The organism is Polynucleobacter sp. AP-RePozz3-80-G7 (assembly GCF_018882145.1).
In the GTDB taxonomy this organism is placed as follows: Bacteria; Pseudomonadota; Gammaproteobacteria; order Burkholderiales; family Burkholderiaceae; genus Polynucleobacter.
Window position 1 is genome coordinate 641,923 of record NZ_JACVPC010000001.1, and the last position, 21,130, is coordinate 663,052.

At 46.3% G+C, this 21,130-nt stretch carries 21 protein-coding genes, 2 tRNA genes and 1 pseudogene; 11 read left to right on the forward strand and 13 right to left on the reverse strand.

Translation table 11 applies throughout. The annotated features are described in order from the left end of the window. Positions 1-31 precede the first annotated feature (31 nt). Entirely contained in the window at positions 32-1,102 is a 1,071-nt protein-coding gene (earP, locus tag ICE90_RS03560; RefSeq protein ID WP_215321601.1) for an elongation factor P maturation arginine rhamnosyltransferase EarP, read from the reverse strand. On the opposite strand from earP, the gene uvrC reads away from it, so the two are divergent. The 5 genes from uvrC to ICE90_RS03585 all read left to right on the forward strand — a co-directional run bounded on the left by uvrC (position 1,101) and on the right by ICE90_RS03585 (position 4,482). Then, positions 1,101-3,011, forward strand: a complete 1,911-nt coding sequence (gene uvrC / locus ICE90_RS03565) for an excinuclease ABC subunit UvrC (protein ID WP_215321602.1) — start codon at positions 1,101-1,103, stop codon at positions 3,009-3,011. The genes earP and uvrC overlap by 2 nt on opposite strands. Positions 3,012-3,044: 33 nt before the next feature. Further along, complete coding sequence (pgsA, locus tag ICE90_RS03570; protein ID WP_215321603.1) at positions 3,045-3,620, forward strand: CDP-diacylglycerol--glycerol-3-phosphate 3-phosphatidyltransferase; 576 nt, start codon at positions 3,045-3,047, stop codon at positions 3,618-3,620. Between the two features lie 116 nt (positions 3,621-3,736). Further along, positions 3,737-3,812: transfer RNA gene (locus ICE90_RS03575), tRNA-Gly, on the forward strand. 49 nt (positions 3,813-3,861) lie between these two features. After that, positions 3,862-3,935: transfer RNA gene (locus tag ICE90_RS03580), tRNA-Cys, on the forward strand. 85 nt (positions 3,936-4,020) lie between these two features. After that, positions 4,021-4,482: a hypothetical protein gene (locus tag ICE90_RS03585; RefSeq protein WP_215321604.1), complete on the forward strand. Its 462-nt coding sequence runs from the start codon at positions 4,021-4,023 to the stop codon at positions 4,480-4,482. Between the two features lie 75 nt (positions 4,483-4,557). Here the strand turns inward: ICE90_RS03585 and lexA are convergent, their stop codons facing one another. Then, the gene (lexA, locus tag ICE90_RS03590) at positions 4,558-5,277 is read right to left on the reverse strand and encodes a transcriptional repressor LexA (RefSeq protein ID WP_215362769.1); all 720 of its coding nucleotides are present in this window, start codon (positions 5,275-5,277) and stop codon (positions 4,558-4,560) included. 59 nt (positions 5,278-5,336) lie between these two features. On the opposite strand from lexA, the gene ICE90_RS03595 reads away from it, so the two are divergent. The 6 genes from ICE90_RS03595 to dnaB all read left to right on the forward strand — a co-directional run bounded on the left by ICE90_RS03595 (position 5,337) and on the right by dnaB (position 10,547). Further along, the gene (locus tag ICE90_RS03595; RefSeq protein WP_216190946.1) at positions 5,337-6,413 is read left to right on the forward strand and encodes an asparaginase; all 1,077 of its coding nucleotides are present in this window, start codon (positions 5,337-5,339) and stop codon (positions 6,411-6,413) included. Between the two features lie 134 nt (positions 6,414-6,547). Continuing rightward, positions 6,548-6,922, forward strand: a complete 375-nt coding sequence (rpsF, locus tag ICE90_RS03600) for a 30S ribosomal protein S6 (RefSeq protein WP_072583121.1) — start codon at positions 6,548-6,550, stop codon at positions 6,920-6,922. A gap of 59 nt (positions 6,923-6,981) precedes the next feature. Beyond that, positions 6,982-7,275, forward strand: coding sequence for a primosomal replication protein N (gene priB / locus ICE90_RS03605; protein WP_215321607.1), 294 nt, complete (start codon positions 6,982-6,984; stop codon positions 7,273-7,275). Between the two features lie 13 nt (positions 7,276-7,288). Continuing rightward, positions 7,289-7,561, forward strand: coding sequence for a 30S ribosomal protein S18 (gene rpsR, locus ICE90_RS03610; protein WP_011902267.1), 273 nt, complete (start codon positions 7,289-7,291; stop codon positions 7,559-7,561). A 13-nt stretch (positions 7,562-7,574) separates the two neighbouring features. Next, the gene (rplI, locus tag ICE90_RS03615; protein ID WP_072583119.1) at positions 7,575-8,027 is read left to right on the forward strand and encodes a 50S ribosomal protein L9; all 453 of its coding nucleotides are present in this window, start codon (positions 7,575-7,577) and stop codon (positions 8,025-8,027) included. A gap of 69 nt (positions 8,028-8,096) precedes the next feature. Further along, complete coding sequence (gene dnaB / locus ICE90_RS03620) at positions 8,097-10,547, forward strand: replicative DNA helicase (protein ID WP_370624646.1); 2,451 nt, start codon at positions 8,097-8,099, stop codon at positions 10,545-10,547. 110 nt (positions 10,548-10,657) lie between these two features. On the opposite strand, the gene ICE90_RS03625 is transcribed toward dnaB, so the two are convergent. The 11 genes and pseudogenes from ICE90_RS03625 to ICE90_RS03675 form a co-directional block, all read right to left on the reverse strand. After that, complete coding sequence (locus ICE90_RS03625; RefSeq protein WP_215321608.1) at positions 10,658-10,924, reverse strand: hypothetical protein; 267 nt, start codon at positions 10,922-10,924, stop codon at positions 10,658-10,660. Between the two features lie 118 nt (positions 10,925-11,042). Continuing rightward, positions 11,043-11,426: pseudogene (locus ICE90_RS03630) on the reverse strand (C40 family peptidase); the annotation flags it as partial. Positions 11,427-11,550: 124 nt separating this feature from the next. After that, positions 11,551-13,212 carry a PhoH family protein gene (locus ICE90_RS03635; protein ID WP_215321610.1) on the reverse strand — a complete coding sequence of 554 codons (1,662 nt, stop codon included), beginning with the start codon at positions 13,210-13,212 and terminating at the stop codon, positions 11,551-11,553. Between the two features lie 232 nt (positions 13,213-13,444). After that, positions 13,445-13,912, reverse strand: a complete 468-nt coding sequence (locus tag ICE90_RS03640; protein WP_215321611.1) for a peroxiredoxin — start codon at positions 13,910-13,912, stop codon at positions 13,445-13,447. 41 nt (positions 13,913-13,953) lie between these two features. Continuing rightward, positions 13,954-14,871 (reverse strand): polysaccharide deacetylase family protein, encoded by a 918-nt coding sequence (locus tag ICE90_RS03645; RefSeq protein ID WP_215321612.1) that lies wholly within the window; start codon positions 14,869-14,871, stop codon positions 13,954-13,956. Between the two features lie 22 nt (positions 14,872-14,893). Beyond that, positions 14,894-15,940: a bifunctional UDP-4-keto-pentose/UDP-xylose synthase gene (locus tag ICE90_RS03650; protein WP_215321613.1), complete on the reverse strand. Its 1,047-nt coding sequence runs from the start codon at positions 15,938-15,940 to the stop codon at positions 14,894-14,896. A gap of 47 nt (positions 15,941-15,987) precedes the next feature. Next, complete coding sequence (locus ICE90_RS03655) at positions 15,988-16,857, reverse strand: formyltransferase (protein ID WP_215321614.1); 870 nt, start codon at positions 16,855-16,857, stop codon at positions 15,988-15,990. After that, a complete protein-coding gene (locus ICE90_RS03660; protein ID WP_216157478.1) occupies positions 16,858-17,820 on the reverse strand; it encodes a glycosyltransferase in 963 nt (320 codons plus the stop codon). It lies immediately after the preceding gene. Between the two features lie 41 nt (positions 17,821-17,861). After that, positions 17,862-19,016, reverse strand: a complete 1,155-nt coding sequence (locus ICE90_RS03665; RefSeq protein WP_216157474.1) for a DegT/DnrJ/EryC1/StrS aminotransferase family protein — start codon at positions 19,014-19,016, stop codon at positions 17,862-17,864. Positions 19,017-19,027: 11 nt separating this feature from the next. Next, positions 19,028-20,710 carry a glycosyltransferase family 39 protein gene (locus tag ICE90_RS03670; RefSeq protein ID WP_216190948.1) on the reverse strand — a complete coding sequence of 561 codons (1,683 nt, stop codon included), beginning with the start codon at positions 20,708-20,710 and terminating at the stop codon, positions 19,028-19,030. Then, complete coding sequence (locus ICE90_RS03675) at positions 20,710-21,087, reverse strand: Mth938-like domain-containing protein (RefSeq protein ID WP_216190950.1); 378 nt, start codon at positions 21,085-21,087, stop codon at positions 20,710-20,712. The genes ICE90_RS03670 and ICE90_RS03675 overlap by 1 nt, the downstream gene beginning before the upstream one ends. Positions 21,088-21,130: the final 43 nt, after the last annotated feature.

The window sequence follows — 21,130 nt, forward strand, 5'->3', positions numbered from 1 at the left end:
GTAACCGCCCGCAAGCCTTTATTGCTTGGGATTAGGCGACAAAGCGGATTAAACGCGCTGGCAAGCCGCCATCTGCTTGTTTTCCAAGTAAATGGGTGCGCCAATGCTCGGCATGCGCATTCCAGCTGTTTAAGTCCTTAAGCCATTCGCTGGGCGTTGCCCAAGTCATGGCGGCTATCGTAGCTAGCCTCAACCCTTGGCTAGCCTCTTCCAGATAGAGGTCCAGAAAAGCTGCTAATTTCACTTCATGGGCGCGGTCTTCTTGGGGATAGATATGCCAAATAAATGGTTTGCCAGCAAGTTGCGCCCGAACAAAAGAATCTTCTCCCCGCACAATATTGAAGTCGCATTGCGATAGTACCCAGTCATATTCATCCTGAGATACAAATGGCATCGAGAGCAGTTGGATATTGGTGGATAGAGAGATTGGGTGCTCTCCATAAAGACTTAATTGTTCGGCATGACCATGGGCAAGCAAGACATCAACATCTTCACCAAGATGTCCTAAGTCAACTAGCCATTTTTTCAGAGGAGCGCCGGGATAGCAAAAGATGCTGATTCGTTTTGCGCCAGGACGCAATTTAGACCATACGGTCTTCAGATCGCCAGGAATATTTTTTGCCACAATATGACCTTCTGGCGGAATGGGGTCTAGCAATAGCCCACCCACCTCATCCTGGAAGCCGGGAAAGAAAAAATATTTCGGAATACCGTGTGACTGAGGTGACGCTTTGCCATGAAAATCAATTACCCAGGGCTCTGCGCTCAAGTATTCCAAGTTAATAATGATGGGTTTGACCGGGGCGATAAAAAGGCCCGCCAAGTAACGTTCTGGCAGTTCGCAACCAAAAGCCTCAATCACAACGTCGGGTATTTGTACTGGATGACGGGCATTAGCATGGCTGGCCTCCCATGGCTGTATATCGATTTTTTGCTTAATGGACGGCTCTACTCCTGATGCGAGTAAATTAAGGGTTGGCAGATCATCGCAAAAAATACGGACCTCTTGCCTATGAATGCTGGATAAGCTTCGGGCTAGACGCCAGCAAACACCGGCATCACCATAGTTATCGACGATTTGGCAGAAAATATCCCAACGCATGAGTAATTCGCTTTTCGAAACCCTTCAGCAGGATGTTAAACGGCTACCCGGATTACCGGGGGTATATCGCTTTTTTGATGAAGCGGGACATATTCTGTATGTAGGCAAAGCGCGCAACCTCAAAAAGCGTGTCTCTAGTTATTTCCAGCGTACCCAGTTATCACCGCGTATCGAACTAATGGTGGGCAAAATTGCCCGCTATGAGACAACGGTAACACGGACTGAAACGGAAGCCCTCATTTTAGAGAACAATCTCATTAAAGAGTTGGCTCCTCCATTCAATATTTTGTTTCGTGATGACAAGTCTTATCCCTATGTGATGTTAACGGGGCATCAGTTCCCAAGGCTGGCCTCGTATCGTGGAAAAGTGGATAAGCGCAATCATTACTTTGGACCATTTCCGAATAGCTGGGCAGTACGCAATAGTGTGCAGATTCTTCAAAAAGTATTCCGCTTAAGAACTTGTGAGGATTCTGTTTTCAAGAATCGCAGTCGTCCTTGCCTCTTACATCAGATTCATCGCTGCAGCGCTCCTTGCGTTGGCCGTCTGAGTATTGAACAGTATGGGCAGGATGTTGCCCAAGCAACTCGATTTTTAGAGGGTGATCACAGCCGAGTGTTATCCGAACTCGAAAAAGAAATGCACAAGCATAGCGAAGCAATGGAGTTTGAGATGGCTGCGGTATTGCGAGATCGCATCGCTGACTTATCTAGCGTGCTACAACAACAGTCGATGGATACCGTTGCAGAGGGTGAGGGTGATGTAGATGTGATCGCTGTAGCACAAATGGAGGGTATGGTTTGCGTGAACTTAGCAATGATTCGTGGCGGCCGTCACTTGGGTGATAGAGCCTATTTCCCTAAAGGTTTGCGCTCCACCTCTGGTGAGCTGCCATCCCCCGCGGAGATATTGGAAGCCTTTATTACTCAGCATTATTTAGAAGAGCATGTGGATGCAACTGCCGCCAATTTAATTCCACCAGTACTAGTTTTAAATCATCCCCTTCAATCCGCAAGCGATGACCTGACTCAACTCAATGAATCTCCCCCTGAAGATTTGCACGAGTTATTAAATGCACAAGCTGGCAGAAAAATTACTTTCTTGCATCAACCCCAAGGTCAAAGACGTCACTGGCTTGGGATGGCAGAGGGTAATGCGAAGATTGCACTCACTAAACGCTTAGTTGAGACGGGTGGGCAGTTGGCTAGGGCACGTGCATTGGCTGATATCTTGAGTCTCGAATTGGAGAGTCTTGAGCAGTTGCGCATCGAATGTTTTGATATTAGCCACACCTCTGGTGAAGCAACCCAAGCATCTTGTGTGGTGTATACCAAGAACGCGATGCAGTCGAGTGAGTATCGACGCTTTAATATTAATGACATTACACCAGGTGATGATTACGCAGCTATGCGCCAGGTCTTGCAGAGACGCTATGCTAACTTTCAAGAGTTACCTGTTGAAAAAATTCCTCAAGTGATTTTGATTGATGGCGGCAAAGGCCAGGTAGAGATGGCAAGACAAGTGCTTTCTGAATTTGGCATGGATGTGGGTTTAATTGTGGGCGTTGCTAAGGGTGAAGGTCGTAAGGTTGGACTGGAAACCCTCATTTTTGCGGATGGACGCAAGTCTTTGGAATTGGGTATTGATAGCGCGGCATTGCTATTAGTCGCCCAGATACGAGATGAGGCCCACCGGTTTGCCATTACTGGCATGCGCGCTAAGCGTGCCAAGGCTAGGACAATCTCCCGTTTAGAGGAGATTGAGGGCATTGGCGCCAAGCGTCGTCAAAAGTTGTTGGCTCGTTTTGGTGGCTTAAAGGGCGTCTCCAATGCCAGCATCGAAGAGATCGCCGGTGTTGAAGGCGTCTCTTTAACGCTCGCTGAACAGATATATCGTCAGCTTCACTAGGAGCATTGACCGTTCTTGGTTTATGCTTATCTAATGCCTTTTAATCTACCGATCGCCCTGACCTGGTTGCGTGTTGCAGCGATTCCGCTGTTGGTAGCTATTTTTTATCTTCCCAATTCTTGGCTTACTCCGTTTGATAAGAATCTGATTGCTGCAATCATCTTTATCTCTGCCGCCATTACCGATTGGTTGGATGGTTTCTTAGCGCGCCGTTTAAAACAAGAATCTGCATTTGGTCAGTTCTTGGATCCTGTGGCAGATAAGCTTATTGTTGCTGCCGCTTTATTGGTTTTATTAAATATGGATCGCGTCCAAGTTTGGGTTGCACTCATCATTATTGGTCGTGAAATCACAATCTCCGCCCTGAGAGAGTGGATGGCTTTATTAGGGGCCGGAAAAAGTGTGGCAGTTCATATGGTTGGCAAGCTCAAAACGACTGCTCAACTGATCGCCATTCCTTTTTTATTGCTGAATGACACCTTATTTGGTTGGTTAAATTGTGCGCAAGTGGGTACCTGGTTAATTTGGATTGCCTCATTTTTAACTCTTTGGTCGATGTTCTATTACATGAAAAAGGCCTTGCCTCAGCTCGCTGGAAAAATCGACTAAGCGTTATAAAGCCCAGCCAGTTAAGCCTTTCAGGGAGATTGAGTTCCCCTGGCTTTAAGGTTTTGTGAGGAATAATGCTTTCTTGCAGATTGTTTGTTAAACTACTGCCCTGTTATGCGGGAATAGCTCAGCTGGTAGAGCGATACCTTGCCAAGGTATAGGTCGGGAGTTCGAACCTCCTTTCCCGCTCCAAGTTCGATGGGAAGCCCTCAAAAGCTTCCCATTTTTGATTCAAGAGTATGGCGCGTTGGCCGAGTGGTTAGGCAGGAGCCTGCAAAGCTTCGTACGGGGGTTCGATTCCCTCACGCGCCTCCAGTAATTTCGCTTGACGAAATAGGTAGAGCACCTAAAATACTTTCAGCATCTATAAGAAAGTCGCATCAATTCTGTAAAGCGAAAAATGATCAAACTTCACACCCTTAAAATCAGCGCTCTTACTTTGTTCCTGTCGGTATTGTTAGGAGCATGCGCTAGCTCTGGCGATTCGCCAACAGGTACCCCTCAGGAAGTTCAAGAAGTTCAGGCTCAGTTGTTGGGCGATATGCCTTTGCCGGCAGCCTCAAAAATTATTGGCGCGGATTCATTAATTATTGGTCGTGGTGATAACTGGGTCGGTCGTGTAGTTTTATCTGGTGTTCAAACGCCCACTGATATTTATGCATTTTTCCAATCTGAATATCCACGCGCTGGCTGGACAACTGTGAGCGCAGTGAAAACAAAAACGAGCATCTTGGTATTCACCAAAGGTGATCGTACTGCTACAGTGGAACTCAATGAAGGGTCATTAACTGGACCAAAGACATTGATCACGATTACTTCTTCACCAAAGAACGCTAACGTAGTGGCGCCCAGTAAGAAGTAAATCAAAAATACCGCTCTTCACGGCAGTAAATAAAAAGGCCTCTACTCAGAGGCCTTTTCTTATATGCAACTTTGCTTACAGGCCTTCAGCCCTAATTAAGCCAACCGCTTGTCCTTCTATAGCAAAGTTGGGCTGACGATCATCTACCAAAATGTTTTTGAAGTCTGGGTTCTCTGCTTGTAATTCGATGACCATGCCATTCGCAGTTTTCTTTTGTTGCCAACGCTTCACAGTCACCTCATCATCTAAGCGAGCGACAACGATGTCACCATTACGAACTTCGGTTGTCTTTCTTACTGCCAAGTAATCGCCATCTAAGATGCCGGCATCGCGCATGCTCATACCTTTTACTTTTAATAGGTAATCAGCGCCTTTACTAAATAAATTTGGATCCACTGGAACATGTTTTTCAATATGTTCCACAGCCATGATTGGGGATCCAGCTGCAACGCGACCAATTAATGGCAATGTGAGTTGTTGTAATGCGCCTGACGGTAAAGAAAGCTGGCGGTATTTATTGCTGTTGTGCGATTGATTAAATCGTTGCGGAATCCGAATGCCGCGTGAAGTACCGGGCGTTAATTCGATATAGCCTTTTTTAGCAAGCGCGCGCAAATGTTCTTCAGCGGCATTGGCAGAAGCAAATCCGAGTTGGGTAGCTATTTCTGCACGAGTGGGCGGCAGGCCGCTTTCATCGATGGCCTTAGTAATCAACTCCAAAATCTCATTCTGACGTGGAGTGAGCTTGGGGAGGGCAGTCAGCTCCTCTGGAAAATCGACTGTGTTTATGTCCATACTGGGATTGTATACAGCAGTATTTGATAGATCAAGCTATTTCAGGGGGATAATGGGGTATGAGTTCACTACAAAACACCTCTGAAGCTGCCCCCCAAATCCTTGTTTTGGGTATGGGTGGCACGATTGCCGGTTTGGCACCGAGCCCAGCTGACAATCCTATGCAATATGAAGCTGGCCAGGTCGAAGTCGCCTCCTTGCTTACCCATATTCAGTCTGCCGTTCCTGAGGGCATCAGCTTGGTTTCTAGGCAGATTGCCAACATCAATAGTCGCAATCTGACAGAGTCCTTATTGACCTTACTGGGTGAGGTTGTAAGAGAGGCCCTGGCTAATACCTTGGTTAAAGGGATAGTGGTCACTCACGGAACTGACACGATTGAAGAGGCAGGCGTCTTTTTACAGCTGACTTGCGGAAAATATGCTCAAAATTTAGGCAAAAGAGTCATCTTGACTGGCGCTATGTTGCCGTCCAATGCCCCTAAGGCAGATGGCCCATCCAACTTGCTGGACGCCATTCGTTGGGCATCTACTCCGATAGATAACTGCCCGGGCGGTATTTATGCCGTTATGGATGGCAGAGGTTGTTTGGCTATGGATCTGGCAAAACGCCACGGTAGTGCCCTCAATGCACCTATCCAAGCCTCTCCTAGCAGCTCAGTTGGGTTGATTAATCCATCCTGGCTATCCGGCGTGAAGGCTGTTCAAGCTCTCTGGACTGAAGATTTGCCGATTCCAAAGGAAAACGAGTGGCCTTGGGTTGAAATCTTAACTAGCCATGCTGGCGCCCGTTCAGAGACGATTACCCATTGGTTGAACTCTAAGGTAAGGGGCTTGGTCCTTGCTGGATCTGGCATGGGAGGCTTTCATGATGCCTGGAGAGATTCGCTGGTTGCGGCAGTAAAACATGGCATTGCTTTGGTGCGAACCACCAGAACTGGCGCAGGGGAAACCTTGCCTGATCTTCCTGAAAAGGACATTGCCGGATGTCTGGCGGCAGGCAGTCTTTCTGCACCCAGAGCTAGGATTGCCCTTCAACTTTCTCTGAATGCCGAAAAACAAGCTCAGCCCACAGGTAAATCCCTGACTTGGCAGGATTTTTTTGCTAGAATAGCGATCTTGCCAGTAATACGGTAAGTGCTGAAAAGCAGTTTTAAAAGTGTTGTTAGCAGTACCTACAATTTGTTACTACCTTGTCACACTGGCGCTGAGTTCACAACCATCAGAACTTAGCAAGACGCCCAGGTGACTCTATCCTTAAGGAGTGTTAGATGCGTCATTATGAAATCGTCTTTATCGTCCATCCGGACCAAAGCGAGCAAGTGCCAGCGATGATCGATCGTTACAAAGCTACATTAGCAGCTGCGGGCGGCAAAATTCATCGTATGGAAGACTGGGGTCGTCGTCAGATGGCTTACATGATCGACAAGCTTGCTAAAGCCCACTACGTTTGCATGAACATTGAGTGCGACCAGAAAACTCTGGAAGAGCTCGAGCATGCGTTCAAATTTAACGATGCTGTTTTGCGTCACCTCATCATCAAGACTAAGAAAGCTGAAACAGAGCCTTCCATCATGATGAAAGAAGTGCAACGTGAAGAAGCGCGTAAATCTGCTCAAGCCGACGCTCCTGTAGCGACAGCCTAAGTTAGAAATTTGAAGAGGAATACACAGACTAGAAAACGTATCAGAGAAGCGGAGCGGCGTTGAATCATTTCACCCTCACTGCGATCTTGGTATCTAAAGACGCGATTCGATTTACACCAGCAGGAATACCGGTGATGCATTGCCAGCTAGAACATAGCGGCCAAGCAAACGAGGTAGGAGTGGCAAGGAAAATTCAGATGAACGTTGAAGCCATCACAATCGGTCCGATACAAAAGGACTTAGAGCGAATGGATTTAGGGGCTGAGGCAGTGTTTGAGGGATTCTTAGCACCCAAGACTCTACGTAATCAAAGACTTGTTTTCCATATTACCCATATTCAATTGAAAAATTAAAGAGGAAATCATCATGGCGTTTGGAAAGAAACCCGATTTCAAAAAGAAACCAGCTCAGAACCCATTGTTCAAGCGTAAGCGTTATTGTCGTTTCACTGTTGCTGGCGTAGAACAGATTGATTACAAAGATGTAGATACATTGAAGGACTTCATTGGCGAAAACGCTAAGATCACTCCTGCTCGTTTGACAGGCACAAAAGCTAAATATCAGCGTCAGTTAGACACTGCTATTAAGCGTGCTCGTTACTTGGCTTTATTGCCATTCTCCGATCAACATAAGAAATAATTGGGAGCCCTCAATGCAAATCATTCTTTTAGAAAAAGTAACTAACCTGGGCAACCTTGGCGATGTAGTTCGCGTTAAAGACGGTTTCGCTCGTAACTTTTTAATTCCACAACGTAAAGCGCGTCGTGCAACTGAAGCGGCGATTGCTGACTTTGCAGTTCGTCGTGCTGAGTTGGAAAAATTAGCTGCTGAGAAATTGGCTGCTGCTGAAGTAGTTGGCGCAAAGCTCAAGGACTTGGTTCTCGAAATCGGTCAAAAAGCGGGTGTTGACGGTCGTTTGTTTGGTTCTGTAACCAATCACGACATCGCTGATGCTTTGAAGGCTAAAGGCTTCACAATTGAGAAGTCTTCAGTACGCATGCCTACTGGCCCATTGAAAATGGTTGGTGATCATCCTGTAGCGGTTGCCGTTCATACCGACGTAGTTGCAGATATCACTATTCGTGTAGTTGGCGAGCAAGCTTAAGTTTTAGATCTGTAAACTAGCCTCATGGCTGAATCCCGTTCACGTTCCGTTACGCTGAATCCCGGCATGATGGGTTCTGGGGATGCAGTCGTGCAGGCTTTAAAAGTTCCGCCGCATTCTGTAGAGGCCGAGCAATCTTTGCTCGGCGGTCTACTGATCGATAACTCCTCTTGGGATAACCTGGGTGGAGTATTAAACGACAAAGATTTCTATCGCCCCGAACATGCTTTGATCTACAAAGCAATTGCTCGTTTGGTTGGCGACAATCATCCTGCTGACGTCATTACCGTTCATGATGCAATTAAATCTGAGCAGGGTGGTGATTTGGTTGGTATTGATTACCTAAATTCATTGGCGCAAAACACTCCCAGTGCAGCGAATATTAAAGGCTATGCCGATATCGTTCGTGACCGCAGTATTTTGCGTCGCTTGATCGAAGTTTCAGACAGCATTGTTAATTCAGCATTCGTTCCTGAGGGGCGCACCGTAAGAACTTTGTTGGATGAGGCTGAATCACGCATTCTTCAGATTGGTGAAGAGGGTAGTCGCAAGGCCGACTATCTTGAGATTGAGCCTTTGCTCAAAGCTGTTGTTGCCCGTATTGATGAGCTTTATAACCGCCAAGGCGGTAGCGACATCACTGGTATTGCCACGGGCTTTATTGATCTAGATAAGCAAACTAGTGGCCTGCAAAAAGGCGACTTAGTGATTGTTGCGGGTCGTCCTTCTATGGGTAAGGCGCAACCACTGGATGCAAAAGTGAAAACGGTTGATGGCTGGAAGCTGATGGGTGATCTGAAGTTTGGTGATCGTCTCGCCTCTGTCGATGGTCAGCATTCAATGGTCACCGATATTTATCCGCAAGGCATGAAGCAGATATATAAAGTAACTTTTTCTGATGGTCGTCAAGCGGAGTGTTGTGACGAGCATTTATGGCGTGTGATGTATCGCGATTGGTCCGAGCCACGTATTATCAATACCACCCGATTAATGGAAATGCTGCAATGTGTTCGATATAAAAATAGATTGTGGATTGATCCGGTCTCAGGCGATTTCGGTCATTCGAATGCATTGCCAGTCCATCCGTGGGTTTTGGGTGCGTTGCTTGGAGATGGAACTTTAGCTCTGTCTCACAGCTCGGTGATGTGTTCAACCAAGTCCCCTGAGCTTGTAGAGCGCATGAATTTACTTGCAAACTACGAGATGGAGTTAGTTCACGCTAATGCTTATGACTGGAGATTAGTCTCAAAAGAAAGAATTGCTGCTAATGGTCAAAGAGCGGCCGTAAAGACAAATTTTTTCAGGTCTGCATTGCAGGATATCGGTGTTCTTGGCTGCAGAAGTTTTGATAAACACATTCCAGCAACTTATCTTGAGGCGAACAAGAATTCTCGTCTTGCATTGTTCCAAGGTCTGATGGATACCGATGGTTGGATTGAGAAATGGGGCTCTATTCGCTTTTGTACAGCAAGCAAACAATTATCTGAAGATGTTGCAACTTTAGCCAGATCTTTGGGTGGTTTTTGCTCAATAGCGCATAAGCAGACAAGCTTCACCTACAAGGGTGAAAAGAAGCAAGGTCGCCTAAGTTATGTTTTAAATATGAGTTTTGGCCCCGGTTTTCAAGCGTTTACTCTGCCTGAAAAGACTGAAAGATTAAGAGCAAGTTGGGATCGCCAACGTAGACTTTCATTCAAGAGTATTGAGCCGTCTAGGATGTCTGAAGCGCAATGTATTTCAGTAAGCCATCCTCAAAGAACTTACGTAACGAATGATTATGTCGTTACTCACAACACTGCATTTGCCTTGAATATTGCTGAGAACGTTGCATTGGCAGAAGGTTTGCCTGTTGTGGTTTTCTCCATGGAGATGTCGGGCGAACAATTGGCTGCCCGTTTATTGGGTTCGGTAGGGCGCGTAGACCAGAGTCGCATGCGTACCGGTAAGTTGCAAGATGATGAGTGGCCGCGTGTCACTGATGCCATTGCACGTTTAAGTAATACCCAAATTTTGATTGATGAGACCGGCTCTTTATCTAGCTTAGAGTTGCGCGCACGCGCACGCCGTATCGCCAGAAACTTTGGTGGTACTCTTGGTTTGGTAGTGATTGATTACTTGCAGTTGATGAGTGGCTCCGGTTCTGAAAACCGCGCAACCGAGATTTCAGAAATCTCCCGCTCCCTCAAGTCTCTTGCAAAAGAACTGCAGTGTCCTGTAGTTGCGCTCTCACAGTTAAATCGTGGTCTTGAGCAACGCCCTAATAAGCGTCCAATCATGTCAGACTTGCGTGAGTCAGGCGCTATCGAGCAAGATGCCGACTTAATTATGTTCATCTATCGTGATGAGGTTTATCACCCGGACACTACCACCGATAAAGGTATGGCTGAGATCATCATTGGTAAACAACGTAACGGTCCGATTGGAACTGTGCGCTTAAGTTGGCAAGGTCCATATACTAAGTTTGATAACTTGGCGATGGGCTCTGTTGGTTACTCATCTGGTGGTTATGAGCCTTTCTAATGCTGAAGCAGTAAAAAGAATACGGAATAATAGATAAAGAAAAGCCTCACAGTGTGAGGCTTTTTTAATACAGAAAATTAGTCTGATCAAAACAGATTAAATAACTAACCTTATTTTCCGCCTTCACATTTCTTGATTGAGGCTGCTTTAGCCGCACCGTACAGTGGCTTGCCATCTTTGCTAATTGCTTTAGCTTCACAGTCATTTGCTTGAGCTCCGCCCATGCATTTTTTAATGGAAGCCTCTTTAGCTGCGCCATAGAGGGGTTTGCCTTCTTTGCTCACTGCTTTGGCTTCGCAAGCCGCTTGGTCAGCAAAAGCAGAAGTAGGGAGTGCAAAACTAAACGCAATACTTAAAGCGATGATGATTTTTTTCATAACATCTCCAATTATGAGTACTTCTTATCGTGGACTACTTAATTAAATACTGTAATCTAAATTAAGCCATTAGGAAACATGGGGAAAGTGCTATTAACCCTAAAGAATGTCAATATCAGGGCACCATACGACGTGCTTCAGTAAATTTAGCCGCCCAATAGGGTGCCGTAATGTAATCTAGGCGCACGGTTCCTCCAGCACTTGGGGCATGCACAAATCTGCCTTGACCAACATAGATTCCTGCATGGGAATATTTTTCACCGTTAGTGTTGAAGAACACTAAGTCTCCTGGAGCTGGTGGTTGACCTTCAATACTTACACCCTTAGTGCTGATCAATTGAATTGTGCGCGGTAGTTTGATCCCCGCCGCTTTGTTATAGACATAAACAATGAGGCCGCTACAGTCAAAACCGCCTTTGGGAGTATTACCACCATATCGATAAGGAACATCGACTAGACCTACCGCTGCAATAGAAATGTCCTCTGTTCCAACACTGGTGTCTTGCTTGAATTGAGAAACTTTTGCGGCGTTTGGCTTACCGCTGAATGTGCTGCATCCACTTAGGATGAGTAAGCAACAAATAAAAATGCCGCACCCCAGGAGAGTGCGGCATGAGAAAGATTGCTTAAAGTGCGTCAGCAGCATGATCCGCAAGACGTGAGCGCTCACCACGCGCCAATGTCACATGACCACCATGACGCCAGCCTTTGAAGCGATCAACTACATAAGTCAAACCAGAAGAACCTTCTGTTAAGTAAGGTGTATCAATCTGGGCGATATTACCCAAGCAAATAATTTTGGTTCCAGGACCTGCACGAGTCACCAAAGTCTTCATTTGTTTAGGGGTGAGGTTTTGCGCTTCATCAATAATGACGAATTTACTCACAAAAGTTCTACCACGCATAAAGTTCATGCTCTTTACTTTAATGCGCGAACGAATTAACTCTTGAGTTGCGGCGCGACCCCATTCACCAGCGCCGCCATCTTCATTGCGCTGTAATACCTCAAGGTTATCGTCAAATGCACCCATCCAAGGTTGCATCTTTTCTTCTTCGGTGCCTGGAAGGAAGCCAATATCCTCACCCACAGGGACGGTGGCACGTGTAATGATGATCTCGTTATAGCGTTTGCTGTCGAGGACCTGCTCGAGGCCGGCAGCCAGTGCAAGCAAAGTTTTTCCGGTACCAGCCTGTCCCAATAGGGTCACAAAGTCTACATCTGGGTTCATGAGTAAATTCATGGCAAAGTTCTGCTCGCGGTTACGCGCAGTCACACTCCAAACATTATTTTTCTGATGAGAGAAGTCTCTGAGTGTTTGTAAGAGAGCGGTCTTCCCATTAATTTCTCTAACCTGTGCGTAGAAAGGCGTAGAGCCATCTGGATTTTCTTGATAGACAAACTGATTGACCAGCATGCTTTGTACGGATGGTCCGGTGACTCTATAGAACATGGTGCCAGATTTGGAGTCAGCCCAGCTTTCCATATCCTTGCCATGCTTAGGCCAGAAATCTGCATTCAGTTGCATGACTCCGGCATACATCAAGTCGCGATCTTCTAAAACTTGGTCATTGAAATAATCTTCAGCCGGTAACCCAAGTGCGCGTGCCTTGATGCGCATATTGATATCTTTGGATACCAATACCACTTCTTGACCCTTACGAGTTTTTTGTAGCTCGCTGACTACTGCCAAAATCAGGTTGTCACCTTTACCTTCGGGCAAACCCTCCGGTAATGCTTGCGTAGAGAATTTGGTTTGGAAGAAGAGGCGACCGGTGACATCTTGGTTGCCCAACTTGTTCAGGGGAATGCCCTCATCTAGAGTGCCGCTTGTTCCGGCAATCAGTTGGTCCAAGGATCTGCTGACAGTGCGGGCATTACGAGCTACCTCGGTCATGCCCTTCTTGTGGTTATCCAACTCTTCTAGAGTCGTCATCGGTAAATAAAGGTCGTGCTCTGAGAAGCGGAATAGGGAGCTTGGATCGTGCATCAATACGTTGGTATCGAGAACAAATAAGCTTGGTGGTCCAGTTCGAATCACGCGTTTAGGTTTTGCGGGTGTAGACGCCTTACTTTCGTTTCGCACATTAGAGGTAGGGCGATGATCCGCTTTGATCTTTTCGAGAGCTACTTCTGCAGCAGATAAATCTTCCTCTGCGTCATTAGTCCAATCAACGGCTTCCACTACCACCGGTTTTGCTAGAGCAGGTCGTTTCTTTAAGTCGGGAGTATCTTTGCGACTGAGTTTGACTTGATCAGCAATTTGAGTGGGGATTGGGGGCAGTGGCATGGACTCTCCTAAAAGAAAAAACCGCCAAGCGGAGTGCGTTGACGGTTTATTACGAAACTAGTTGAAGTGATACTTGAAAAACGGAGGGGGTTGCTCCCCGTACCTGATCTGAGATATTCAGGTTTCTGAATCAAACGGATTGTCAGACTTTCCCGTCGTTTACGGTGCATATGAATCACTTTACCCCAAATTTTGGGGTTTGCAAGCACCTCTGATCAAATTATTGTAAAAATTATTTAGTGGCTTGGGCAGCTTGTAATACCTCTGTCACATGACCGGGAACCTTCAGGCCGCGCCACTCTTTTGCTAGCTTGCCAGTAGAGTCAAATAGGAAGGTGCTGCGCTCAACGCCACGGACTTGTTTGCCATACATATTCTTCATCTTCATAACTCCAAAGATCTGGCAAAGTTTTTCTTCCGTGTCAGCAACTAGCTCAAACGGGAGCTCTAGTTTGCTGCGGAAATTGTCATGTGACTTAAGGCTATCTCGTGAAACACCTACTACCAGAGTATTGGCTTTGGTAAATGCTTCAATGTTGTCTCTAAATTCTCCAGACTCAGCAGTGCAGCCCGGCGTCATATCTTTAGGGTAGAAGTAGAGCACCAGTTTTTTGCCTTTTGTAGAATCTGGTGAAAACGTCAATCCAGAAGTTGCTGGAATCGCACACTGCGGCATGGGTTTACCGATAGCTACTGTCATGATGATCCTTCGTTGGTTGTCTCTAATGCTGATTAAATTAATTAGTTATTTTGAATGATTAAATCACCGCTACGATTGGGTATTTCACCCCAGGTCAGCGGTAGTACAGCTATTTTATCGAGTTGCTTGGTGGCTTCCCAGGATTTATGAAGCTCGCCCATAGTGACGAGCTCATGACCTTGATTTAGCCATCCAGCTAGCAGCTGCTCGAACGCAGGCAATAGCTTTTGCCCCTCTAGTTCAGCGTGCAATGTGAATACTTGGTCATTTGGATTGCTTTGAGTGATTTCTAGTAACTTTTTTACTGCGCCAAATTCATCTGCGCCATCGATGCCAATAAGTTCATCAAAGGTGGGGAGTGTGGTTGGGTACTGAACATGCTTTGCTTTTCCTGAAGGAAGTGCAAGGCGATAGGGCATGAGATTGGGTTCAGCTCTGCCATCAGAGGAATAGGCAATGCCCCATTGATCGAGTTGCTCAAAGGCGGCGGCGTTCATTTGCCATCCTGCAGCACCATAGGTCACTGGTGCATGACCAAAAATTTCTATAAAACGATCCCAGCTTTTTTGCATCATCGCTTTTGTCCAGGATGCATCTTGATTACGAACTGCATCTTGCCAGGCAACGTGATCCCACGTATGAATGCCCGTCTCATGACCTGCTTTATCAATGGCGCGCATTTCTGCGGCAGCTTTCTTGCCAATATCTGGGCCAGGAATGAGGACGCCATAGAGTAAGGTCCTAATCCCATAGTGCTCCACAACAGAGGTACGGCTAACTTTTTTCAGAAAGCCTGGGCGAAAGACGCGCTTTAAGGCCCAGCCGGTGTGGTCAGGCCCAAGACTAAATAGAAAGGTGGCTTTCAGGCCAAAACGCTCAAGAGTACGAGCTAGATTCGGTACGCCTTCTTTGGTGCCGCGTAAGGTATCTACATCAACCTTGAGAGCTATCTTTGCCATGTACCTTTGAGTTTACTTTTGCTTATTCTTTGTCGACTAGGTGACGTGCTTTTTCTACGTCTCCACGATAGGCTTCAAAAATGTTCTTGAGCGCATCAGTCATCGTAGTGGTTGGCTTCCAACCCAATTCGCTCATCGTATTGTCAATTGCTGGAACACGATTTTGAACATCTTGATAGCCTTCACCGTAGTAAGCACCCGAAGTAGTTTCTACAATCTTCACTTCATTCGCATTCTTTGCGTACTCAGGAATGCTGCGAGCAATTTCTAACATTTGATTGGCTAGCTCACGAATAGAGTGATTGTTCTTTGGATTGCCGATGTTATAAATCTTGCCATTAGCAATACCATCTTTGTTATCGATAATATGCATCAAAGCATCGATACCATCATCAATATAAGTAAAGGCACGTTTCTGTGCGCCACCATCAACAACGTTGATGGATTCGCCGCGAACGATATGACCTAAGAACTGAGTCACAACGCGGGATGAGCCTTCTTTTGGTGTGTAGATACTATCTAGACCAGGGCCAATCCAGTTAAATGGGCGGAAGAGAGTAAAGCGCAAGCCTTCCATGCCATAACCCCAGATCACGCGATCCATCAATTGTTTGGAACAAGCGTAGATCCAGCGCGGCTTGTTAATTGGGCCATAAACCATATTCGATTTGGTAGGATCAAATTCACCATCCTCACACATTCCATACACTTCAGAAGTTGATGGGAATACCAAATGCTTTTTGTATTTGACTGCAGAGCGTACGATCGGTAAGTTGGCTTCAAAGTCGAGTTCAAATACTTTGAGTGGTTGTTGTACATAAGTTGCAGGCGTTGCAATCGCCACTAAAGGCAAGATGACGTCGCATTTGCGAATGTGATATTCAACCCATTCTTTATTGATGGTGATGTCACCTTCAAAGAAATGCATGCGTGGATGATTGATTAAATCACCAAGGCGATCGTTTTGCATATCCATGCCGTAGACATCCCAGTCGGTTGTCTCGAGAATGCGCTTGGAAAGGTGGTGACCAATAAAGCCGTTAACACCAAGAATGAGTACTTTTTTCATCTTTACTGCCTCGTTTTAATCTAATTTGCTATTGCTAAATTTTCTACTTATTTGCTTGCTGGGAACCATTCCAAAACTTCAACCGCTTGATGGTCGCCACAAATACCGAATACCCGATTATCAACCACTTGGATGCCGCAAACCCCAAGATTGAGCTTGTCTGGAAATGGCCGATTTAGGCTGGTACGCGCCACAATCATGGCCTTCCCCTCATGATCAGTAAAGGCGCCTGGATAAGGGGGTGCAACAGCCCTAACCAGGTCGTGAACCTGTTTGGCGGTCTGATTCCAATGAATTTGCCCGTCTGCAGGCTTTCGCCCTCCAAAATAGCTCCCTTTTTGGAGCTCATTTGCCTTGCGCGGAACAGTTCCCTTTAAAAGGCCGGGCAAGACTTGATCGATCACGCTGACGGCAGCCTGACTGACCTTAGCAAATACATCGGTAGCGGTCTCATCTGGGTCGATGCTGACGGCTGCTTGCCCAACAATATCTCCGGCATCGGGTTTTGCGTCCATGAAGTGTAAAGTTGCGCCGGTCTCCGTTTCGCCATGCAGAATTGCCCAATTAACTGGTGCGCGTCCGCGATATTTTGGAAGTAGTGAGCCATGCATATTGAGTGCGGCAATTTTGGCGCAATCCAAAATCTGCTCCGGAATCATGAAGCGATAGTAGAAAGAAAAAATATAGTCAGGAGCTAACGCTTGGAGCTTGGGAACTAAATCTATTAATTCATTAGCGCTTGGAGTAATGTAAGAAATATTTTTTTCTTGGCAAAGTTTTGCAACGCTCCCAAACCAAACATTCTCATTGGGATCATCCTGATGGGTTACTACGAGATCAACTTGTATGCCAGCATTGAGAAGTGCTTTGAGGCAGTTGACGCCAACATCGTGATAGGCAAAGACGACTGCGTGCAATTATTTTTTCTCTAAAACAGTTTGCACCACATAGCGGGGACGCTTGCGGATTTGCTGATAGATACGGCCAATATATTCACCTAAAAGACCGAGCCCAAAGAGCATTACACCAATCAGGAAGAAGGTTAGGGCGAATAGGGTAAATACCCCCTCAACCTCAGCACCCAGAAGGAAGCGACGCACTAGCAGGTAGACGAACAAGCTACCAGCCGCAAGTGATAGAAGCATGCCGAGTATTGAGAAAATCTGCAATGGCATGACAGAGAAGCCAGTGACTAAGTCAAAGTTCAGGCGAATCAATTGGTACAAACTGTATTTGGATTCACCCGCAAAACGCTCTTCGTGTTTGACAGTAATTTCGACTGGATTTGCAGAGAAGGTATATGCCAGTGCCGGGATAAATGTATTACTCTCATCGCATTGACGTACTAAGTCAACAATGCGACGGCTATAGCCACGCAACATACAACCTTGATCAGTCATCGTGATGCGCGTAATATTTTCGCGCAAGCGATTCATAACGCGTGAAGCGAATTTTCTGAAGAAACTATCGCGGCGATCGGCGCGAATAGTGCCTACGTAATCATGACCCTTTAATAGCTGCTCAGTTAAAGCATCAATTTCTTCGGGAGGATTTTGTAGGTCTGCATCCAGAGTAATGATGTGTTCGCCTTTGGCGTATTCAAAGCCAGCCATGATGGCCATATGTTGGCCAAAGTTGCTGTGAAATAAAACGGCACGGGTTACATCAGGACGTAACTCGACTTGCTTGGAAAGAATGCCAGCAGATCGATCTTTGCTACCGTCGTTAACAAATACAATCTCATAGGTGATCTTGCGTTTGGCAGACAGGACATCCAATGCCGGATAAAGGCGATCAAATAGAGCCTGAAGACCATCTTCCTCGTTGTAAACGGGAATAACGATGCTGAGTATTGGGTTGGCAACTAAATTTGCAGTCATGCTGCAATTTTGCCTGATTCTTTGGGTTTAACCCAGGAACGCTAGTTTTTGCGGTATTTCTGCAAAATTCCGACCAATCCACTGGCTATACGGGCAATATCTTCATCTGCCATTGCGGGAAATAAGGGGAGGGTGAGAATAGATCGACCAATGCGTTCGGCAACCGGAGTGTCTGAAGTTTTGTAGCCCTGGTTTTTATAGAGAGTGAACCCAGTAATTGCGGGGTAATGAACGCCAGTGCCAATACCCAAATCTTTTAACTCCGTCATCACTTGAGCGCGATCAATATTGAGCTGATCAAGTGGCAAAATAACTTGAAACATATGCCAGTTACTATCAGTGAAATTTTCTACTGGAAGTTCTAATCTCAAGCCTTCCAATCCAGCAGATTTCAGTTTGGCACGAAGCATATCAAAGTATTGGCGCGCGAGTTCGGCACGACGTGTTTGATAAGGGGGAAGTTGCTTGAGCTGTTCAAGGCCGATGGCTGCATTCACATCGGTCAAGTTATCTTTGCCGCCCAATACATCAACATCCATGCCGTCCATGCCTTGACGAGTTAATCCTTGTAGGCGGAATTTCTCAGCCAGCTTTGCTTCGTCGAGATTATTGAGAACAAGGCAGCCACCCTCAATAGTGGTGAGGTTCTTATTGGCCTGGAAGCTAAAGCTCACCAGGTCACCAAAGCTGCCAATCTTCTTGCCTTGCCACTGCGAGCCAAAGGCCTGAGCTGCATCCTCAATCACGCGAAGCTTGTGTTGTTTGGCTAGCGCATAGAGTTGATCCATATCAACAGGTAATCCAGCTAAATAGACCGGCATGATCGCGCGTGTCTTTGGCGTGATTGCAGCCGCCACTTTATTCAGATCAATGTTGCGTGTAATAGGATCAATATCCACAAATACTGGTTTGGCACCAACACCTAAAATCACATTAGAAGTTGCGACCCAAGAAATTGGGGTGGTGATCACTTCATCGCCATTGCCAATGCCGGCAACTTGTAGAGCGATCTTCATGGTTGCTGTCCCATTTGCAAAACAGCGCACAGGACGGTCACCAAAGTATTGGCTTAGGGTTGCCTCAAACTCTGCTAACTTCGGTCCAGATGTCACCCATCCTGAACGCAATACCTCTGAAACAGCATCAATGGTTTCTTGATTGAAGCTCGGGCGCGTGAAGGGGATGAAGTTTGACATGGTGTCCTATATTACTGCGAGATATCTGGATGCTTGACAATGACCCTGCGTGAATCACGATCGACCTCCTGCATTGGAAAGCCTTGAGCCTTTAGCGCATTAAATTGCTCTGGAACCATGATGGCATAGGCCGTTTGATCTTCTTTCCAGCGATTAACAAAAGTATCTAAAGTCGGCATCCAAAGTTCTGGCTCTTGATTAACCCCAAACTCAAGCTCATCGGGTGATTCAACCATGATCATCGTTCTGCCTAAATAGAAAGGCATGGTGTGATCTAAAAGACGCACTGAATAGAAGTTCACTTTTTCTGGAATTGAGGCTTTGACTCGCTCTACTAGATCGATGCCAGAGACTGCGCGACCTAGAGTTTCGTGACCTGTTCCTGCGATGATGGCGCATAGAAAAAATCCATAAGCAAAACTCACAATACTTTGAGTGCCATTACGTTTGCTTTGCCATGCTGCATAAGCGCTAAAGCTGACAAGTGCCACTAATGCAGTAATCACCCAATAGGTATATTGCGCATAAGCTTCAATCTCATCTGGTCTTGCTTGTTTGCCAATAGCATCTAAAAAGAAGAATCCAATGCATCCAAGAATTGCAAAAGCTAGTGTCTGCAATTTCCATAGCAATGCCATGGTGTTGGTGTGACCAAGTAAGCGATCTAAACGATTGCCAATAATTAAAGCGAGCGCTGGGAAAACGGGAATGATGTAGCCAGGTAATTTGGAGTGAGATACGCTAAAAAATGCAAAGATCACTGCAAACCAACAGACTAACAACCAACCTGCTGAGAACTCGCGACGGCGCTCGTTCCATGCCTGTGCAATAGCCCCCGGGACCTGCAGAATCCAGGGGAGTAAGCCAATCAGGAGTAGCGGTACAAAATAATAAATAGGGCCTGTTCTACTGTGAGCATCTTGTGTGAAGCGTTGTAGATGTTCGTGAATAAAGAAGAACTCTAGGAACTCGGGATTGCGTTGGGCCACTAGTGCGAACCAAGGCGCAGTAATTGCTAAGAACAATATGCTACCGCTAAGTAAACGTAAACGAGTCCAGATTTTCCAGTCCCACGTAGTTATGGAGTAAGCAATAAAAACCATTGCAGGTATCGCTGCACCAATAACTCCTTTAGATAGTGTTGCTAGTGCCATAAAAATCCAGCAAGCCCACATCCAGTTGCGACAGTAATTTTTGTTATGGGAAGTTTGTGCAAGTAAGAGGCTACAGAGAGCTGCCACTAAAAATGAGGATAAGCCCATGTCGAGCGAGTTGAAGTGACCACTGATAATCCAGATTGGGCTCGATGCCAATACAACAGCAGCCAACCATCCTGCTCTCGCGTTGAAGATGCGCGCACCAGTAAAGCCGACCAAAAGAATAGTTAGGAAACCCGTTAGCGCTGTCCAAAGGCGTGCTTGCCAATCACCAATACCAAATGCCTGAAATGCAGCGGCAGTTGCCCAAGCTTGAAGAGGGGGTTTTTCAAAATACTTATAACCGTTGTAACGTGGGGTAATCCAATCGCCGGTAACCAGCATTTCTCGGGCCATTTCTGCATAGCGGCCTTCATCGGATGGAATGAGGTGGCGGTAATTAAGGGTGCCAAACCAAAGCAAGCCGTAAATAATGACCAGCAGCAAAATCTTGCCTGGGTGCAGGGCTGATGACTGCCGAATTTGGCCAAATTGCATTAAGTGGGTTCCACTATCAGGGCAAGCACGACCTGACGACCCTCGCCGACTAGGATGTTGTAGGTTCGGCAGGCAGCCTGGGAATCCATGATTTCAAAGCCAATTTTGGCTTCAATCAAGGATTTAAGGAGTTCTGGCTTGGGAAAGCGCTGACGGCTACCAGTTCCGATGAGGATTAATTCTGGTTTTAAATCAACCATTTGCGCGAAATGACTGGCTTCTAAACTATCAAATGTTTGCGCAGACCAGTTAGAGATGGCGCCGTCCGAGCTGAGTAGGACTGCATGGTCATAAGAGATCTTATTGATCTCTACGTAGCCATCGCCATAGCCAGTGATCGTATTTGCTCCGGAATGGGGGTCAGATTGAAGCTTCAAGTGGACTCTCTGTCATAATTATGTGGATTATAGCTAGCTGTTT

Coding starts and splice junctions, on each gene's coding strand:
- ICE90_RS03645 (WP_215321612.1), bottom strand. CDS start 14,871: ATGGCAAAGATAGCTCTCAAGGTTGATGTAGATACCTTACGCGGCACC.
- dnaB (WP_370624646.1), top strand. CDS start 8,097: ATGGGTTCTGGGGATGCAGTCGTGCAGGCTTTAAAAGTTCCGCCGCAT.
- ICE90_RS03650 (WP_215321613.1), bottom strand. CDS start 15,940: ATGAAAAAAGTACTCATTCTTGGTGTTAACGGCTTTATTGGTCACCAC.
- rplI (WP_072583119.1), top strand. CDS start 7,575: ATGCAAATCATTCTTTTAGAAAAAGTAACTAACCTGGGCAACCTTGGC.
- lexA (WP_215362769.1), bottom strand. CDS start 5,277: ATGGACATAAACACAGTCGATTTTCCAGAGGAGCTGACTGCCCTCCCC.
- ICE90_RS03665 (WP_216157474.1), bottom strand. CDS start 19,016: ATGTCAAACTTCATCCCCTTCACGCGCCCGAGCTTCAATCAAGAAACC.
- pgsA (WP_215321603.1), top strand. CDS start 3,045: ATGCCTTTTAATCTACCGATCGCCCTGACCTGGTTGCGTGTTGCAGCG.
- uvrC (WP_215321602.1), top strand. CDS start 1,101: ATGAGTAATTCGCTTTTCGAAACCCTTCAGCAGGATGTTAAACGGCTA.
- ICE90_RS03625 (WP_215321608.1), bottom strand. CDS start 10,924: ATGAAAAAAATCATCATCGCTTTAAGTATTGCGTTTAGTTTTGCACTC.
- ICE90_RS03640 (WP_215321611.1), bottom strand. CDS start 13,912: ATGACAGTAGCTATCGGTAAACCCATGCCGCAGTGTGCGATTCCAGCA.
- ICE90_RS03595 (WP_216190946.1), top strand. CDS start 5,337: ATGAGTTCACTACAAAACACCTCTGAAGCTGCCCCCCAAATCCTTGTT.
- ICE90_RS03635 (WP_215321610.1), bottom strand. CDS start 13,212: ATGCCACTGCCCCCAATCCCCACTCAAATTGCTGATCAAGTCAAACTC.
- rpsR (WP_011902267.1), top strand. CDS start 7,289: ATGGCGTTTGGAAAGAAACCCGATTTCAAAAAGAAACCAGCTCAGAAC.
- ICE90_RS03670 (WP_216190948.1), bottom strand. CDS start 20,710: ATGCAATTTGGCCAAATTCGGCAGTCATCAGCCCTGCACCCAGGCAAG.
- rpsF (WP_072583121.1), top strand. CDS start 6,548: ATGCGTCATTATGAAATCGTCTTTATCGTCCATCCGGACCAAAGCGAG.
- ICE90_RS03660 (WP_216157478.1), bottom strand. CDS start 17,820: ATGACTGCAAATTTAGTTGCCAACCCAATACTCAGCATCGTTATTCCC.
- earP (WP_215321601.1), bottom strand. CDS start 1,102: ATGCGTTGGGATATTTTCTGCCAAATCGTCGATAACTATGGTGATGCC.
- ICE90_RS03585 (WP_215321604.1), top strand. CDS start 4,021: ATGATCAAACTTCACACCCTTAAAATCAGCGCTCTTACTTTGTTCCTG.